19 protein-coding genes and 1 tRNA gene are annotated in these 16,686 nt (G+C 70.1%); 4 read left to right on the top strand and 16 right to left on the bottom strand.

Annotated features, from left to right (window positions below; genetic code table 11):
* Window positions 1–32: 32 nt before the first annotated feature.
* From DEJ27_RS13455 to DEJ27_RS13435, 5 genes are all read right to left on the bottom strand, one after another.
* Window positions 33–641 carry a ScbR family autoregulator-binding transcription factor gene (locus tag DEJ27_RS13455; protein WP_181420156.1) on the bottom strand — a complete coding sequence of 203 codons (609 nt, stop codon included), beginning with the start codon at window positions 639–641 and terminating at the stop codon, window positions 33–35.
* Between the two features lie 131 nt (window positions 642–772).
* The gene (locus DEJ27_RS13450; RefSeq protein WP_110862432.1) at window positions 773–1,243 is read right to left on the bottom strand and encodes a BLUF domain-containing protein; all 471 of its coding nucleotides are present in this window, start codon (window positions 1,241–1,243) and stop codon (window positions 773–775) included.
* Between the two features lie 104 nt (window positions 1,244–1,347).
* Window positions 1,348–2,721, bottom strand: coding sequence for a sugar ABC transporter substrate-binding protein (locus tag DEJ27_RS13445; RefSeq protein WP_220035393.1), 1,374 nt, complete (start codon window positions 2,719–2,721; stop codon window positions 1,348–1,350).
* Between the two features lie 26 nt (window positions 2,722–2,747).
* Window positions 2,748–3,689: a carbohydrate ABC transporter permease gene (locus DEJ27_RS13440; protein WP_175475023.1), complete on the bottom strand. Its 942-nt coding sequence runs from the start codon at window positions 3,687–3,689 to the stop codon at window positions 2,748–2,750.
* Between the two features lie 11 nt (window positions 3,690–3,700).
* Window positions 3,701–4,645 (bottom strand): carbohydrate ABC transporter permease, encoded by a 945-nt coding sequence (locus DEJ27_RS13435; protein WP_220032963.1) that lies wholly within the window; start codon window positions 4,643–4,645, stop codon window positions 3,701–3,703.
* A gap of 231 nt (window positions 4,646–4,876) precedes the next feature.
* Between DEJ27_RS13435 and DEJ27_RS13430 the strand changes: the two genes are divergently transcribed.
* Both DEJ27_RS13430 and DEJ27_RS13425 read left to right on the top strand, forming a co-directional pair.
* On the top strand, window positions 4,877–6,142 hold the full coding sequence (locus DEJ27_RS13430; protein ID WP_375231881.1) for a Gfo/Idh/MocA family protein: 1,266 nt from the start codon (window positions 4,877–4,879) through the stop codon (window positions 6,140–6,142).
* Window positions 6,143–6,218: 76 nt separating this feature from the next.
* Entirely contained in the window at window positions 6,219–7,232 is a 1,014-nt protein-coding gene (locus tag DEJ27_RS13425) for a LacI family DNA-binding transcriptional regulator (protein ID WP_258370360.1), read from the top strand.
* A 56-nt stretch (window positions 7,233–7,288) separates the two neighbouring features.
* Here DEJ27_RS13425 and DEJ27_RS13420 read toward each other — a convergent pair whose 3' ends face one another.
* Together DEJ27_RS13420 and DEJ27_RS18080 are read right to left on the bottom strand one after the other, a co-directional pair.
* Window positions 7,289–7,798, bottom strand: coding sequence for a hypothetical protein (locus DEJ27_RS13420; RefSeq protein ID WP_110862427.1), 510 nt, complete (start codon window positions 7,796–7,798; stop codon window positions 7,289–7,291).
* Window positions 7,799–7,883: 85 nt separating this feature from the next.
* A complete protein-coding gene (locus tag DEJ27_RS18080) occupies window positions 7,884–8,102 on the bottom strand; it encodes a hypothetical protein (RefSeq protein WP_258370359.1) in 219 nt (72 codons plus the stop codon).
* Between DEJ27_RS18080 and DEJ27_RS18075 the strand changes: the two genes are divergently transcribed.
* Window positions 8,098–8,238, top strand: a complete 141-nt coding sequence (locus tag DEJ27_RS18075; RefSeq protein ID WP_309147038.1) for a hypothetical protein — start codon at window positions 8,098–8,100, stop codon at window positions 8,236–8,238. The genes DEJ27_RS18080 and DEJ27_RS18075 overlap by 5 nt on opposite strands.
* A 198-nt stretch (window positions 8,239–8,436) precedes the next feature.
* Here DEJ27_RS18075 and DEJ27_RS13405 read toward each other — a convergent pair whose 3' ends face one another.
* From DEJ27_RS13405 to serS, 5 genes are all read right to left on the bottom strand, one after another.
* Entirely contained in the window at window positions 8,437–9,000 is a 564-nt protein-coding gene (locus DEJ27_RS13405) for a GrpB family protein (RefSeq protein WP_110862426.1), read from the bottom strand.
* Window positions 8,997–9,527 (bottom strand): GNAT family N-acetyltransferase, encoded by a 531-nt coding sequence (locus DEJ27_RS13400; protein WP_110862425.1) that lies wholly within the window; start codon window positions 9,525–9,527, stop codon window positions 8,997–8,999. Before DEJ27_RS13400 ends, DEJ27_RS13405 begins: the two co-directional genes overlap by 4 nt.
* Before the next feature lie 2 nt (window positions 9,528–9,529).
* Window positions 9,530–9,614 (bottom strand) — tRNA-Ser (locus DEJ27_RS13395).
* A gap of 83 nt (window positions 9,615–9,697) precedes the next feature.
* Window positions 9,698–10,561, bottom strand: a complete 864-nt coding sequence (locus DEJ27_RS13390) for an HAD family hydrolase (protein ID WP_181430164.1) — start codon at window positions 10,559–10,561, stop codon at window positions 9,698–9,700.
* Window positions 10,558–11,823: a serine--tRNA ligase gene (gene serS / locus DEJ27_RS13385; protein ID WP_110862423.1), complete on the bottom strand. Its 1,266-nt coding sequence runs from the start codon at window positions 11,821–11,823 to the stop codon at window positions 10,558–10,560. The genes DEJ27_RS13390 and serS overlap by 4 nt, the downstream gene beginning before the upstream one ends.
* Window positions 11,824–11,878: 55 nt before the next feature.
* On the opposite strand from serS, the gene DEJ27_RS13380 reads away from it, so the two are divergent.
* Window positions 11,879–12,949 (top strand): diacylglycerol kinase family protein, encoded by a 1,071-nt coding sequence (locus DEJ27_RS13380; protein WP_110862422.1) that lies wholly within the window; start codon window positions 11,879–11,881, stop codon window positions 12,947–12,949.
* 145 nt (window positions 12,950–13,094) lie between these two features.
* Here DEJ27_RS13380 and pheA read toward each other — a convergent pair whose 3' ends face one another.
* The 4 genes from pheA to DEJ27_RS13360 form a co-directional block, all read right to left on the bottom strand.
* Window positions 13,095–14,051: a prephenate dehydratase gene (gene pheA / locus DEJ27_RS13375; protein WP_071406510.1), complete on the bottom strand. Its 957-nt coding sequence runs from the start codon at window positions 14,049–14,051 to the stop codon at window positions 13,095–13,097.
* A gap of 62 nt (window positions 14,052–14,113) precedes the next feature.
* On the bottom strand, window positions 14,114–14,659 hold the full coding sequence (locus DEJ27_RS13370) for a MarR family winged helix-turn-helix transcriptional regulator (RefSeq protein ID WP_110862455.1): 546 nt from the start codon (window positions 14,657–14,659) through the stop codon (window positions 14,114–14,116).
* Window positions 14,660–14,687: 28 nt separating this feature from the next.
* Window positions 14,688–15,224 (bottom strand): hypothetical protein, encoded by a 537-nt coding sequence (locus DEJ27_RS17830; RefSeq protein ID WP_181430163.1) that lies wholly within the window; start codon window positions 15,222–15,224, stop codon window positions 14,688–14,690.
* Window positions 15,221–16,684 (bottom strand): molybdopterin-dependent oxidoreductase, encoded by a 1,464-nt coding sequence (locus DEJ27_RS13360; protein ID WP_181430162.1) that lies wholly within the window; start codon window positions 16,682–16,684, stop codon window positions 15,221–15,223. The genes DEJ27_RS17830 and DEJ27_RS13360 overlap by 4 nt, the downstream gene beginning before the upstream one ends.
* Window positions 16,685–16,686: the final 2 nt, after the last annotated feature.

Here is a 16,686-nt window from a genome sequence, read left to right as displayed (position 1 = left end):
GCCGCACCCGTCCGCAGCGCCGTACCAGCGGTTCAGTCAGCGCCGAACGCGTCCTCGACGACCGCGAGCAGCCGGTCGCGGTGCTTCGGGTCCGCCGTCGCCGCGATCACCACGCGCCACATCGTCGCCACCGCCGGCATCAGGTCGGTGCGCCGCGTCCGGACGTCGGACACGAGCTGCACGCCGGTGAAGTAGGGCACCACCGTTGATCCGAGCTGCTCCGCGGTCAGGTCCGTCCGGAGTTCCCCGCTCGCGATCGCCAACCGGAACACGTCGACGATCCCGCCGATCCACTGCTCGTAGAAGCTCAGCGTCGCGGTCTGGAACTCGCCGCGCTCCAGCGACAGCCGGATCCCCGCCCGTACGATCGGATCGGTCCGGAGCAGGTCGGCGATGCCGTGCGACGCCCCGACCAGCGCGGCGACCGGCGAGCTGTCGGTGTGGCTGACGACGTCGAAGGTGCGGGCGTTCTGCTCGCCGATGACGCCGAGCGCCAGGGCGAGCTTCGTCGGGAAGTGGAAGTGCAGCGTGCCCTGCGAGACGCCCGCCGTGCGGGCGATGCCCGCGATCGTCGCGCCGGCGAAGCCGACGCGGTCGAACTCCTCCGCCGCGGCCACCAGGATCTGCTCACGTCGTTCCACGGGACCAGTCTCACAGTCTGGAGGGACGGTGCCAGCTGGCACCGCGCCACTCCCCACCGGCACGGCCGGTCCGCCGCTGGCGCGTCGGCCCGGAACCGGCGGCGTGGGCCCAGTCCGAGGGGTGGTGCGTCTCAGGCCGCGTGCCGGCCGAGCGTGACGCGCTCCTCGGGCAGGTCCTGCAGGTCGCGCCCACGGAACCAGCGGAGCAGCCAGTCGGCGGGCGTGCCCGCCACCCCGGTCGGAAGACCGGTGCGGTCGCTCAGGAAGGTGCTGAAGCCGGGCTCGTCACGGAGCTCGTCCCCGGTCGGGCTGCCGAACGCCATCGCCCAGCCGTCGAACCGACGCGTGCTGATGGACTCACGCGACAGCGACTTCACGCCGGTGTGCCGCGGGTCGCGCTCGATCGCGGCGAAGCGGTCCTCGACGCTCCAGACCGGGCCCTCGAGCACCTGCATGAAGCGGCCGCCCTTGGCGAGCAGGAGCCCGGAGACGCCGAGCGCGTGGTTGCGGAGGCGCGCTTCGCGCAGCATGGCGACCAGCTGGTCGTCGGTCAGGTCGTCGACGGCGACGGACATGTAGACGAGGGAGGTGAGGGAAGTCATCCCCTGCAGTCTGGATCGTGGTCGGCGGCACGGTCAACGCGTCGTCCGCACACCGCACCGGACGGTGCGGCATGCGGACGACGGGCGGACCAGCAGGGCGTCGATCAGGTGAGGGCGAGCAGGTTGTTGACCTGCTCGTTGACCCCGGTCAGCGTCGAGATCGGCTTGCCGTTCGCGTAAACGTCGTCGAAGGCGGGCTGCAGCAACGCCTGCACGTCGGCGGGGTTCTTCGTGACCGGGAACAGGAACGTGGTGTCCTCCTCGACCTGCCGGGTGAACGCCGAGACGTCGAGGCCGCGCTTCCGGAACGACGCCACGGCGGCCTCGGTGCCCGCGGGACGGGCCGGGAACACGATGCCGCTCTCGCCGACGATCCGCTGCGCCTCATCACTGCCCAGGAACGCCACCCACTTCGCCGCGGCCTCGGGGTCCTTCGCCTGCTTCGTGATCGAGTCGCCGAGCCCGTTGAACATCGAGGCACGGTGACCCGACGGGCCGATCGGCGTGGGCGCGACCGCGACGTCGAGGTCCTCCATGCCCAGGTACGAGCCGATCATCCACGAGCCGTTGAAGGACAGCGCGCACTTGCCGGCGCCGAGCTGGACCTCGGGCCCGGTCGTGGTGGAGAACACCCCGTACTTCGCCATGTAGCCCTTCTCGGCCAGCCGGTAGTACCAGGCGAGGGTGTCCTGCACGACCCGCTCGTCGTAGCGGAACCTGTCGCCCCACGGGTTCTCGTTCGTGTAGAACCAGTCGACCGATCCGGTGAACGGCGACCACTGGGTCTGTCCGAAGCCGTCACCGCCCGAGCCGTTCGACGAGATGCCGTAGACGGCGACGTCGTCCTTGTCGAAGCCGTCCTCGTCGCCGCGTCGGCCCTTCGAGTCCACCGTCAGCCGCGCGAGCATCCGCTCGAACGTGCCGCCGTCGTCCGGGTTCCACTCGAGCGACCCGAGCTCCTCGGCGGAGACCCCCGCCTTCGCCATCGCCTTCTCGTCGTAGAACATCGCGACGGTGTCCCAGTCCTTCGGGGAGCCGTAGCGGTGGCCGTCCTGGCCCTTCCACTGTTCGGCGAGCCCGGACTGGTAGTCGTCGTCGCGGATGCTCTTCGTGGCGTCGAGTTCGTCGAGCTTGTAGAGCACGTCGAGGTCGGCGTACTGCGGGAACTTCGTCAGGTGGTCGGTGAAGACGTCGGGCGCGGTGCCGGCGATGAAGCCCGCGGTGAGCTTGGTCCAGTAGTCGTTCCACCCGAGCTGGGTGATCTGCACGGTGATGTCCGGGTTCGCGCGGTGGAACGCGTCGGCGACGGCCTGGTACGCGGGCTGCTGGTTGGCGTCCCAGAGCCAGTAGCTCACGGTGCGCGCACCCGACCGGTTCGTCGTGCGGCGACCGGGCGACGAGCAGGCGGCGAGCGCGCCGAGGGCCAGGGCGGAGGCGCCGCCGGCGAAGAGCGTGCGGCGGGTCAGTTGGTTCGTCATGGTGTTCGTCCTGTCCGACAGCCGGGTCACTTGATCCCGGAGAAGCCGATGGAGTTGACGATCCGCTTGGCGAAGACGCCGAACAGCAGGATCATCGGGAGCGCCGCCACCAGGGTCGCGGCCATCAGCCCGGCCCAGTCGGTGCCGGACTGCGGGGTCTGCGACTTGAAGACGCCGAGCGCGACGGTCAGCACCCGAGAGTTGTCGGTGTACGACACCATGAGCGGCCAGAAGTAGTCGTTCCAGCTCGTGATGTACGTCAACACGGCGAGGGTGGCGATCGGGGCGGCCGCCATCGGGATGACGAGCCGGAAGAACACGCGCACCTTGCCGGCGCCGTCGATGAGCGCCGCCTCTTCGACCTCCTTCGAGATGCCGAGGAAGAACTGCCGCAGGAAGAACACCGCGAACGGGGTCATGAACATCGTCGGCAGGGCGATGCCGAGCAGGTTGTCGACGAGCCCGAGCTGCTTGATGAGCGTGAAGTTCGGCAGCAGCGTGAAGATCGCGGGGACCATCAGCCCGGCCAGGAACACCCCGAACACCTTGTCGCGACCGGGCCAGCGCAGCCGGGCGAAGGCGTAGGCGGCCGCCGCCGAGAAGAACACCTGGCCGACGGTGACGAGCGTCGACACCAGGATCGAGTTGAGCAGGTACCGCCAGAAGTTCAGCGCGGCGCCGGAGCCGCCCTGGGCCAACGCCTCTTCGGTGGACTGCAGGCCGAAGACCCGCTCGAACCCGCCCAGGCTGAACCCGACGGGCAGCAGCGAGGTGGGGTCAGAGTTGATCGCGGTGTTCGACGACAGCGCGGTGCGCAGGATCCAGTAGAACGGGAACAGGGTGACGACGATGACGAGGATCATCGCGACCCAGGCGAGCACCCGGCCGAGCGACGGGCGACGACGGTGGCCGGCGCCCATCCGCGGCGGGCGGGACGTGGTGACGGAACGGGTGAGTGTCGTGGTCATGGCGCTTCCGTTCAGTCCAGGTCGGACTCACCCGAGCGGGTGAGGCGGTACTGGATGATCGTGATGATGCTGAGGACGATGAGGAGCGCGACCGAGACCGCGGACGCGTAGCCGAACTGGAACCGGCCGAACGCCAGGTTGTAGATGTAGTTCTGCACGACGTTCGTGGCGTTCGCGGGGCCGCCCTGCGTGGTGACGGCGACGGTGTCGAACACCTGGAACGAACCGATCACGGTGATGATCAGCACCAGGGACAGGATGGGGCGGAGCAGCGGCACCGTGATGCGCCAGAACATCTTCCACTCGCTCGCTCCGTCGATGCGTCCGGCCTCGTACACGGTCTCGGGCAGCGACTGCAGGCCGGCGAAGATGAGCAGCGCCGTGTAGCCGACGTGCCGCCAGACGTTGATGAGCGCGATCGAGGGGATGCCCCAGACGTCGCTCTGCAGGAACGGGATGCGGTCGAGCCCGAGTGCGGCGAGCATCTCGTTGCCGATGCCGAGCTGGGTGTCGAGGATCCAGAGCCAGACGAGGGCGGCGACGACGTTCGACACCAGGTACGGCGCGAGCACGATGCCGCGCACGAAGGTCGACTTGGTCAGGCGGTGCATCATCACGGCGATGAACAGCGCGACGACGGTCTGGATGACGATGTTGATGAGCACGTACTCGACGGTCACCACCATCGAGTGCCAGAAGATCGAGTCCTGCACCAGGCGGGCGTAGTTCTGCAGGCCGGTGAACTCGGGCTCGGTGAGCAGGTTGTACGACGTGAAGCTCAGGTAGATGCCCCGCACGGTCGGCCAGGCCAGGAACACCGCGAAACCGACGGCTGCCGGGGCGATGAAGACGAGCGCGAGCCACAGGTCGTTCCTTGGGCGGCGGCTCGGTGCGGTGGTGCGGGCACGGGCGAGGTCGGCGGACCGACTCCTCCGTCTCGTGCTGGCGGTCGTCAAGGGTGACGACACAGGGCTCTCGGTTGCCATCGCGACTCCTTCGTCTGCGGTGGACTGACGTGCAGCAGTCCGTGAGCCGGGAATCTACACGTGGGGACCATCGCTCGCAAGACCCGGTTTCCGGGCTGTGGACCGGGGTTGTCACGTGTAGACCACGTGTGTCAGGATGGCGCTCGATCGCATCGGAGCGACCCGCTCGGCGACGCATCCCACACCCTGGAAAGGTCACTGATGATCTCTGTCGGAATGGTCGGCGCGGGCCAGTTCGCCCCCCAGTTCGCCAAGCTGTTCAAGCTCCACCCCGACGTCGACCGCGTCTACGTCACGGACCTCGTCGACGAGCGGGCGTCCGAACTCGTCGAGACGCAGCACCTCGACGGCACGTTCCCGGACTTCGACGCCGTCCTCGCCTCGGACGTCGACGCCGTCGCGATCTTCACGCAGCGCTGGACCCACGGTCCGCTCGTGGTCAAGGCCCTGCGCGCCGGGAAGCACGTGTACTCCGCCGTGCCGATGGCGATCTCCGTCGACGAGATCCGCGACATCATCCAGGCGGTCCGCGAGACCGGTCTGACCTACATGATGGGCGAGACGAGCTACTACAACCCCGCGACCGTGTTCGCCCGCGAGCAGGTCGCCGCCGGTGCCTTCGGCCGGGTGTTCTACGCCGAGGGCGACTACGTGCACGACATGGACCTCGGCTTCTACGCCGCGTACCAGTACAGCGGGGGCGACGAGTGGAAGCGCACCGCCAGCTACCCGCCCATGCTCTACCCGACGCACTCGGTCGGCGGGGTCCTCGGTGCGATCCCCGGGCACGCGGTCAGCGTCAGTTGCATCGGTGTCAAGGACGACCGCGGCGACGGCGTCTTCGACAAGGACGTCAGCCAGTTCGACAACGACTTCTCGAACGCCACCGCCCTGTTCGAGCTCGACAACGGCGGCGTCATGCGCATCAACGAGATGCGTCGCGTCGGCTACCCGTCGCACATCCGTGAGTCGCGCTTCCGCTACTTCGGCACCGAGGCCAGCTTCGAGCAGCTCGCGAAGACCAGCGTCTGGCAGGACAAGGAGGACTCGTACGACATCAGCGACAAGATCGACACCCAGGCGACGATGTCCCTCGACGACCCGCGCCTGGCCGACGTCGACCCGTCCCTGCGCGACGCGTTCGTCTCCGGCTACGCCGAGGTGCACGACACCGACCGCCTGCCCGCCGAGTACGACGGCGTGCCGACCGGACACGAGGGCAGCCACCAGTTCCTCGCCGACGACTTCGTCCGTGCCGTCGTCGACCGGACCCTGCCGCCGGTGAACGCCTGGACCGCCGCGCGCTTCACCCTGCCGGGCATCATCGCCCACCAGTCCGCGCTGCAGGGCGGCGCCCGGCTCGAGGTGCCGGACTTCGGCGACGCCCCGGAGACGACGAGCGCTGCGACGGCAAGCGCACCGACGGCAGCAGGCAGCACGTCGTCGGCTACGATCGCGTCCGAGTAACACGTGTCGTTCGGGTGCCGGTCCGTCGTGGGCCGGCACCCGAACGACGCTCCCGGACCCGACGAAGGTGGCTGCCGTGACCGTCCCGACGAACCCGAGGGCGGTCACCCGTGCGGACGTCGCCCGCTACGCGGGGGTCAGCACCTCCGTCGTCAGCTACGTCGTGCACGACGGACCGCGCCCCGTCGCCGCCGCCACCGCCGCCCGGGTGCGCGAGGCCATCCGCGTCCTCGGCTACCGTCCGAACGCGAGCGCCCAGGCCCTGCGCACCGGCTCGTCGAAGATGCTCGGCCTGATCGTGCCCGAACTCGACAACCCGTTCTGGTCCGAGCTCGCCGTCGCGGTCACCCACGCCGCCGCTGCACGTGGCTACGACGTCCTGCTCGCCAACAGCGACGGCGACGCCGCCCAGGAACGGGAGCGGCTCCGCAGCCTCTCCGCCCGCCAGGTCGACGGCATCATCGTGACGAGCATCATGACCCACCCGGACCTGTCGACCGTCACCGACCCCGGCCTGCCGATGGTTCTGCTCAACACGTTCTTCGAGGTCCCCGAGTACGCCAGCATCGGCGTCGACGCCCTGCGCGGCGCCCTCGACGGCACGCAACACCTGGTCGAGCACGGCTACCGCTCGATCGGCCTCGTGATGGGGCACACCGGCTCGATGGAGCTCCGCGAGCAGGGCTGGATGCGCGCCCTGCGCCAGGCCTGCCTGCCCGACGGCCCCATCGTCCGCACCGACTTCACCCGGCGCGGTGGCTACGAAGCCGGCCTCCGCATGTTCGCGGACGAGACCGGCCCCCGAGCCGTCTTCGTCAGCTCCGACATGCAGGCGATCGGCGTGATGCGTGCACTGTGGGAACTCGGTCTGCGCGTCCCCGAGGACGTCGCGATCGTGTCGTTCGACGGCGCGGCCGAGGCGGACTACACGAACCCGCAGCTCACCACGGTCCGGCAGCCGATCGAGACGATGGCGGTCGCCGCGGTCGACCGCGTGCTCGGCCTCAACGCCGACAACCAGTGGCACCGCGACCTAGTGCCGGCCGAGTTGGTCCTCGGCGCGAGTTGCGGGTGCGACGTGCGTCGCTGACGCACCCAAGGACAGCCTGGAGGCTACGGACGGGGCCGCCACGGGCCTCCGGCCCGTCAGCTGGTTGCGTTCACCGGCATGCTGCTCCGCACTCGCTTCCACCATGGCCTGCGTTCCGCCTCTTCGTAGGCGGCCAGCCATACGGCAGCGACCCTCGACTTCAGTTGCCGAAGGATGGCGCTCAGAAAACAAACCACGAAGAGAATCACGGTCGCGGTGACGATCGCGACGTAGAACACGATGCTGAACTCGAAGGCGGTTTCGGAATCCGATGCCGCAATCGATGAGATGACTGATGCTGCCGTCGTCGCCAAGACTGCGAACATTGCCGTCCCCGCCCCAAGCAGCTGCAGGAACATGCCCGGACCGAGCTGAGACCGATCTCGCAATTCTCCGAGGACCTTCTGCCGCAGATCCGCGTCGTTCGCTGCCTGCAAGTACGCAATGACGTCGGCCTCGGTTGGTACGCGCCCGTTCGTCCGTTTGGGCATGAACCGCTCCCAGCGTTCCTGCTCGGACTCGATGTCGATTCGATCTCGTTCTCTCACATCGATGACTATCGGCATCACACACAACCGCGTCACGAAGCGGATGCGTCCTCTATGCCGGCGCGGAGGCGGGCGGTCGGGATGCGCTGCTGGGCGCCCACCCTCACGGCGGCGGCCTCGACCGCATCGCCGGTCTCCAGGCTCCGACCCACTCGTCGACGTCTCCGTCGAAGAGGTCGAGCGCATCTTCGCCACCAACGTCTTCGCTGCACTCCGCGTCGCCAAGGCCTTCGCCCCCTCGATCGCCAACGGCGCGTTGATCGACGTGGGTCGCCCTCGCCGGCGCGTACTCGGCGTCGAATGCCGCGTTCTGGTCGATCACGAACTCCCTGCGCCTCGAGCTCGCTCCGCAGGGCACACAGATCGTCGGCGCCCACCTCGGCTACACCGACACCGGCATGACCGAGGGGCTCGACGTCGAGAAGTCCGACCCCGCCGACATCGTCCGGTCGACCTAGGACGCGTTCGAGGCCGGCGAGCACGAGGTCCTCGCCGACCAGGTCAGCCGTGACGTCCGTGCCGGCCTGAGCGCCCCGCTCACCGCGCTCTACCCGATGCTCGCCAGCGCCTGAGACTTGTTCTCGTCGGGACGGTGACGGTTCTGGTTCACGAACACCCGGGTTCCTGAACCAGAACCGTCACCCGCCCCGATCGCGTCAGCCGCCCGCGCCGCGGTCGGTGATCCGACGGTTCGTGGCGGTGATGGCGGCGCGCTCGTCGTCAGCCAGGCCACCGGCCCGCAGGATCCGGCCCAGCACCTCGCTCTTGCGCTCGATGTAGTCGTCGATGTCCTCGGCCTCGGTGGCCGCCCGGCGTTTCACGGCGGCGTACTCGTCGCGGAGCGCCGGGTCGGCACGCAGCACGTCGCGGACGGCCAGGTGGTTCCGCAGCGCGAGCGACCCGGCTGCGACGACGTAGGTGTTCGTCGGGGCGAAGCGCTCCGGAGCCCGGAACGCCTGCCGCCCCGGGACCCCCAGTTCACCGCGCGGCTCGAAGCCGATCGTCGCCATCGCCGCCACTGCAGCCGGGACGTCGGGAGTGTCCACCACGACGTCGACGTCGAGAACGGGCTTCGCCGCCAAGCCCGGCACGGACGTGCTGCCCACGTGCTCGATGCTCCGGAACGGCACGTCGGCGTCGTCGAGCGCGGCGGCGTACGCGTCGTACAGCTGCCGGAACCGCTCGGGCCAGGTCGTTCGGTACTCGACGACCTCGATCACGGGGCCGGCGTCGGCGCGAGGAGCTGGAACATGACGTGGTCGCGCCAGACCCCGTCGATCTTGATGTACTCCGGCGCGAAGCCGTAGCGGGTGAAGCCCGCCGACTCGAGCGCGCGCTGCGAGCCGACGTTCTCGGGCAGGGTCTCAGCCTGCACGCGGTGCAGTCGGAGCACGTCGAACGCATGATCGGCGGCCGCGCGGACGGCACGGGACGCGTGGCCCTGGCGGGTACGGTCGGCGCGGATCCAGTACCCCATCGCGCACGACTGCAGGGCACCGCGGGCGACGCCGCTCAGCGTGATCCGCCCGAGGAGTTCCCCGTCGGTCGACTCGATGACGAACGGCACCGCGTTGCCCGCGCGCTGCGCGGCGAGAGCCTGCGTGATGACGTCCCGCTGCCCGGACTCCGTGTAGTACGACGGGGCTCGCGCCGGTTCCCACGGCCGCAGGTGGTCGGCGTTCTCGGTGATGACCGCAGCCAGGACGGCCGCGTCGTCGAGGCGGAGTGGGCGCAACCGTGTGTCCATCGCGGAGGGTGTGGGATTCGAACCCACGAGACATCTCTGCCCACCTGTTTTCAAGACAGGCTCCATCGGCCGCTCGGACAACCCTCCAGTGACGCGACCACGTGGCGAGACGTGATCGCGTCCCGGGAAGTCTACCCGGGCCTCCAGGCAGGGGTGCGCGCGAGCGCGGACTAGCGGGGCAGGGAGTCGAGCGCCGCTGCCAGGCCGTCGTCGGTGATGCCACCGGTGAGCTCGTTGCCGGCGTCGACGACGTCGTCGGGGGCCTGGCCCATGACGACCCCGCGACCGGAGGTCGAGGCCCAGCGGAGCATGTCGATGTCGTTGCGGCCGTCGCCCGCGGCGAAGACGCGGGAACGCGGGATGTCGAGCCACTCGCGCACGCGCTCCATCGCGGTGGCCTTCGTCACGCCCTCGGGAGCGATGTCGAGCCACGACGTCCAGCCGACGGAGTACGAGACCTTGTGCAGGCCCATCTGCTCGACGATCTGCAGGAAGTCCTCGGTGTCGTGGCCGGGCGAGATGACGACGACGCGGGTGGCCTCGACGCCGAGCAGCTGCTCGAACGGCACGTGCTCGCCCTCCACCGTCATCGTGTCGTCGGGGAAGTTGCCGGACAACAGGAAGTGCCCGGTCTCGTCCTCGACGCCGAACGCCGCGTTCTCGAGCGCTCCGTGGATGGTCTGCAGCACCTCGGACGGGTCGAACCGCTCGACGTGTTCGCGCACGTAGGAGCCGTCGGCGCGGCGGGCCAGGATGAGCGCACCGTTCGCGCACACCAGGTACTTCGGCCGGATGCCGAGGGTCTCGAGCAGGGGCACGGTCATGCCCTCGCTGCGGCCGGTCGAGAGCATGACCTCGTGGCCGGCGGCCTCGGCGTCACGGACGGCGGCGATGACTGCCTCGGTGATGACACCGTCCTCACGCATGGTGGTGCCGTCGATGTCGAGCGCGACCAGCCAGCGCTTGGTGCGGGCGGGCGCGTCGCTGCCCGCGCCCTGCGAGGTGCCGTCCACGAACCGTCCCTGGGTGCTCATCGGGGCTCGATCACCTCGACGCCACCGAGGTAGGGGCGCAGGACCTCGGGCACGACCACGGAACCGTCGGCCTGCTGGTGGGTCTCGAGGATCGCGACGATCCAGCGGGTGGTGGCGAGGGTGCCGTTCAGGGTGGCGACCGGAGCGGTCTTGCCGCTCTCGGTGCGGTAGCGGATGTCGAGGCGGCGGGCCTGGAACGTCGTGCAGTTCGACGTCGAGGTGAGCTCGCGGAACGTGCCCTGCGTCGGGACCCACGCCTCGATGTCGTACTTCTTCGCCGCGCTCGTGCCGAGGTCACCGGCGGCGACGTCGATCACGCGGTAGTGGAGCCCGAGGTCCTGGAGCATCTGCTCCTGGTGGGCGACGAGGCGCTCGTGCTCGGCCTCGGCCTGGTCCGGGTGCACGTAGGCGAACATCTCGAGCTTGTTGAACTGGTGCACGCGGAGGATGCCGCGGTTGTCCTTGCCCGCCGAACCGGCCTCGCGGCGGTAGCAGGTCGACCAGCCGGCGTAGCGGTGGGCCTGTCCTTCCTCGAGCGGCAGGATCTCGTCGGCGTGGAACCCGGCGAGGGCGACCTCGCTCGTACCGGTCAGGTACAGGTCGTCGGCTTCGAGCCGGTAGACCTCGGCCGCGTGCTCGCCGAGAAACCCGGTGCCGGCCATCGTCTCGGGGCGGACGAGCGTCGGGGTGATGAGCGGCTCGAAGCCGGCGGCGATCGCACGGTCGAGGCCGAGCGACATCAGCGCGATCTCGAGCCGGGCGCCCATGCCGCGCAGGAAGTAGAAGCGCGATCCGGAGACCTTCACGCCACGCGGGATGTCGATGATGCCGAGGTGCTCGCCGAGGTCGGCGTGGTCCTTCGGCTCGAAGTCGAACTCGGGCTTGGTGCCGACGGTGCGGAGCGTGACGAAGTCGTCCTCGCCGCCCTCGGGCACCCCGGGGAGCACGACGTTCGGGATCCCGCGGACGACGGTGTTGAAGGTGTCCTCGGCCGCGGTGACGGTGGCCTGCGCCTCCTTGACCTTCGCGGCGAGCGCCTGCGCCTGCTGCACGAGCGCGGCCTTCTCGTCCTTCGGGGCCTTGGCGACGGTCTTGCCGAAGGCGTTCTGCTCGGCGCGGAGCGACTCGAACGAGGTGATCGCACTGCGGCGGGCGGAATCGGCGGCGACGGCTTCGTCGACGACGGCCACGGAGGCACCGCGCGCCTGCTGTGAAGCCTTGATGACGTCCGGGTTGTCGCGAAGCAGCTGTGGATCGATCACCGCCCCATCCTAGACGGGGGCAACCGCACGCAGCCTCGATCGGTACCGTGGAGGCATGTCGACCCCTTCGGAGACCGCGCCCGCGGATCAGGACGCCCTCCCCACCGAGCAGCGGACGGCCGCGGTGGTCTACAACCCGGTCAAGGTCCACCTGCCGACCCTCAAGCGCACCGTCGAAGAACAGCAGCAGGAAGCCGGCTGGGCCGACACCCTGTGGTTCGAGACGTCGGAACAGGACCCGGGCGGCGGCATGGCCCGCGCCGCGATCGAGGCCGGTGCCGACGTCGTCGCCGCGGCCGGTGGTGACGGCACGGTCCGCGCGGTCGCCGAGGTCGTGCACGAGGCCGGTTCGACCCTCGCACTGCTGCCGAGCGGCACCGGAAACCTGCTCGCCCGCAACATGAAGCTGCCCCTCGACGACCTCGGCGCGAGCGTCCGGACGATCTTCCACGGCGACGACCGCAAGATCGACTTCGGCATGCTCAAGGTCGAGCGCCCCGGCGGTGAGCGCGAACGCTTCGGCTTCCTGGTGATGGCGGGCCTCGGGCTCGACGCCCGGATGCTCGTGAACACGCGTCCCGAGCTGAAGAAGAAGGTCGGCTGGCTGGCGTACGTCGACTCCCTGTTCCGGTCGGTCCGCGACGCGAACGCGTTCGAGTTCCGGTACCAGCTCGACGACGACGGCAACCGCTCGCTCCGCGCGCACTCCCTGATCGTCGGCAACTGCGGCATGCTGCAGGCCGGCGCGATCCTGCTACCGGACGCCGAGATCGACGACGGCGTGTTCGACATCGCCGTCATGCGTCCGCGCGGGTTCTTCGGCTGGGTTCGGATCGGCGCCCGGGTGTTCTGGGAGAACGGGATCCTGCGGGCCTTCCGTCGTTCGACCCTCGGCAAGACCGCCGTCGGCCAGAAGATCGTCTCGAAGTCCCGCGAGGAACGCCCCTTGCGCTACCTGCGCGGGCAGGAGTTCACGGCACGGCTCGAGCGACCCGACGAGTTCGAGATCGACGGCGACCCGGTGGGCGAGGTCATCGCCTTCCGCTCGCGGATCGACCCGATGGGACTCTCCGTGCGCGTGCCGGACCCGGCGGACGACCGCCACGGCTCGCGCCAGGTGCCCTGACCCTGTCGCTCGGGCTCCGGACGCCCCGTGCGAGGTTCCGTGGTCCGTGCGAGGGCCGCGGGCTCCCACGGACTACGGAACCTCGCACCACACGGCTTCACCGCACCGCGCCGCACCGCGCCGCGCCGCGCCCCACCGCGCCGCGCTACCGCGCCCCGGGCTCGCCCGACACGATGGCCCGCAGCCAGTCGCGCGCCTCGACGAACGCGGCGTCCGAGTAGCGCGCCGGAACCTCGGGGCGGGCACCGTCGGCACGCGGGTACGACCCGAGGAACGTCACGCGCGGGCTGAACCGACGCAGGCCGAGCAGCGCGTCCGCGACCCGCTCGTCGCGCACGTGCCCGTCGAGGTCGATGACGAACCGGTAGCGGCCGAGCTCGTCGCCGATCGGGCGTGACGACAGCAGCCCCATGTTGATGCCCCGCGTCGCGAACTGCTCGAGCATGTCGACCAGGGCGCCGGGGTGGTCGGCGGGCAGCTCGACGATGACGCTGGTCTTGTCGGCGCCGGTCGGTTCGGGCAGCGCCAGGGTCTTCGACACGAGCACGAACCGGGTGACCGCCGAGGCGTTGTCGCCGATGGACGATGCGAGCACGACGACGTCGTGGTGGTCGGTGATGCCGGGCGGCGCGACGGCGGCGTCGGCGGTGGGGTTCGCCTCGAGCAGGGCGAGCGCTGCGGCCACGTTCGACGACGCCGGGATGTGGCCGTGGCCGGGCAGGTTCGCCTCGAGCCAGTTGTGGGTCTGCGCGTAGGCGACGGGGTGTGCGTTCACCGTGCGGACGTCGGCCAGGGTCGTGCCGGGCCGGGCGACGAGCACGAAGTCGACCGGGACCAGGTACTCCCCCACGATCCGCACGCCGGGGATCCTGGCCAGGGCGTCCTGCGTGGCGCTGACCCCGCCGTCGACGCTGTTCTCGATCGCGATGACGGCCCCGATCGACCGGCCGGACATGACGTCGTCCAGGGCCTCACCGACGTTGTTGACGCTCCGCCAGGGCTTGCCGGCGGCGGCCTCGACGAGCTTCAGGGCCGCCTCGGTGAAGGTGCCGGCGGGTCCGAGGTAGGAGTACGTGTCGGACGGCGCGGCGGGGTCGGTCATGCGGCGAGCCTATTGCAGGGACGGGCACAGCCGAGCGAGCGTGACGAGGGCCACGACCGGCGTCAGTCGGACGCCGTTCCCGTCAACCGAGCCTCGCAGATCGCGGTGTCGTCGTCCTCGCGCGGGTAGGTGAGCGCCGCGAAGCGCCCCTCGGGGTCGAGCCGTGTCAGGAGCGACGCCGCGATGCCGTCGAGCTGCGCGACCTGCTCGTCGGAGAGCGCGTCGATGACCACCCGGCGGGCGGTGCGGACGTGGTCCGGAGCAGCCTCGACGATGGTGGCGTAGCCGGCGTCGGTCAGGCGGACGTCGGTGGCCCGGCGGTCGGAGGTCGACGGGCACCGGGTCACGAGCCCCCGCTTCTCGAGGCGGGACACCACGTGCGACAGCCGCGGCAACGAGGCGTTCGTGGCCGAGGCGAGCGCCGACATCCGCAGGGTCCGGGTGTCGGTCTCGGAGAGCATCGCGATGACCATGTAGTCGAAGTGCGTCAGGTCGGCGTCGCGCTGCAGCTGCTGGTCGAGCGCCGCCGGCAGGAGTTCCATGACGGCGACGAGCTTCATCCACGCGCGCAGCTGCTCGCGGGTGAGCCACGGGGTCTCGTCGGTCATGACCTGATCATACCGAAAGGTTGTCCCGTCAACCAGTGGTGCGCACGGCGGACGAACCAGACGGACCGGACGGACCAGACGGACGGGACGGACCGGACGGACCGGACGGACCGGACGGACCGGACGGCCCGGACGGCCCGGACGGACTCCGACGGGCCAGCACCACCCCGACCACGAGCACCACCACCACGACGACGAGCAACGCCCCCTCGACGAGCAGCAGCCGCGTACCGTAGTCGAACGGCAGCACGGTGGGGTTCTTCTGCCCGTGGTCCTTGGCCGCGATCTCCGGCAGGACCACCAGGGCGAGCACGCTGCCGAGCACGATCGCCGCCTGCACGACGACGAGCACCCAGGCCCGCAGCGAGCGTCCGGCCCGACGCAGCAGCAGCCCGGCACCGACCACGAACGGCGACAGGACCGCGTCGTGCAGCACCACCGCCGCGAGCAGCCACACCCCGAGCCCGCCGATGCGGTTCGGCTTGACGGACGTCACGAGCACGGACGCCCCGAAGGCGATGACCAGCACGCCGATCACCACGAGCACGATCCGCGCGGCCTTCACCGCAGCACCTCGATCTTCTCGATCCACTTGGTCTGCAGCACGCCGGGCCGCCCGGGAGCGATGATCCGCGCCGGGAACCCGTGGTCCAGGTCGAGCGTCGCACCGTTCAGCTCGAGGGCGATGAGCGTCGTCGGGTCCTCGGCGTACTCCGGCCCCATGTCCATGATCCGGTAGCCGCCGTGCCGTTCCAGGCTCGTCACCCGCACGTGCGACCCCTGCGGCGCCTGCACGGCGTCGAGCAGGTCGCGCATCCGCACGCCCTTCCAGGTCGCCATCTGGCTCCACCCCTCGACGCACGAGATCGGCAGGTCGACCTGCGCGGTGCCGAGTGCGACGAGTTCCGCCCGGACGAACGTCCGGCTCACGTCGTGGCCGACGACGGTGAGTGTCCAGTCGGCGGCGGTCGCGCTGGCGAGCACACCGGCCGCACGCGCGGTCCGGTTGACCGGCAGTCCGTTCGCGCCGATGCCGCGGCCGCGGGCGCCGAACACGTTGAACGGTTCCGCGAGCTTCGAGGACTGCCCCGCCGTGAGCGCGACGACGCCGACGGTCGCCGCCGTCACGCCGGCGAAGAACCCGCGTCGGGCGATCCGCTCACGTCGTCCGACAGCTGCGTCCGGCGTCCGCCTGGAGGCCCCGCTCGGCTCCGCCGCATCGGCCTCCGGCTGGCCGAGACTCGGCTCCTCGGCCACCTCGCGGGTTTCCGGGGCCGAGTCCGGTCCGGTGGGCCGAGACTCGGCGCCGCCGCTCGGGGCGGCGTCGACGCCGTCGATCCAGCGGAACACGCGGCCCAGCAGGCCGGGGGCGGTGGACCCGGCGGTCTCGGAGACCGCAGTGCTCGGGGCAGCCTCATGTCGGGCCTCCCGGCCGGGTGGGAGCAGTTCACTGCCGGACGCGGGATCCGCGACGAACCGGCCGTGCGCGTCGTAGGAGTCGCGCTTCCGCCAGTAGCGGGCGATGACCGGCAGCTTGGCGGCGATGTGGATGGACAGTGACCCGATGATCACGTAGGCCATCGCGTTGTGCACCTGCCGGAACGGGAACGGCCACGGGTACCACTGGTAGGTGTTGAGCAGTCCGGTGACGACCTGGATGATCGACGCGGACACGAGCACCGCGATCGACAGCCGCTCGAGCAGGTGCAGCACACCGCGCACCGGCGGCACCTGCACCAGGGCGGGCATGACGGTGTTGAGCTTGGCGAGCAGCAGCGGGATGATCGCGATGCCGGTCGTGATGTGCAGGCCCTGCGTGAACTGGTACAGCTGCGTCGGACGGGTCGGGAACCGCATCCAGCCGAGCGGTTCCTGCAGCAGGTGGCTGTAGATCCCGGTGCCGAAGCAGATCAGGAACGCGATGCCGAGCAGGCGCCCGAGCACCACCGCCGAGCGGGCGTTGCGGTTGGGGGACGCCAGAGCTGCTCGTCCGTCGTGCAGCAGGCGCTGGACGCCGGATAGCATCG

Origin of the sequence: Curtobacterium sp. MCPF17_018, from assembly GCF_003234135.1 — a bacterium.
Classification (GTDB): Bacteria; Actinomycetota; Actinomycetes; order Actinomycetales; family Microbacteriaceae; genus Curtobacterium; species Curtobacterium flaccumfaciens.
Note: the sequence above shows the minus strand (reverse complement) of the source record. Positions and strands in the feature narration are given on the sequence as shown.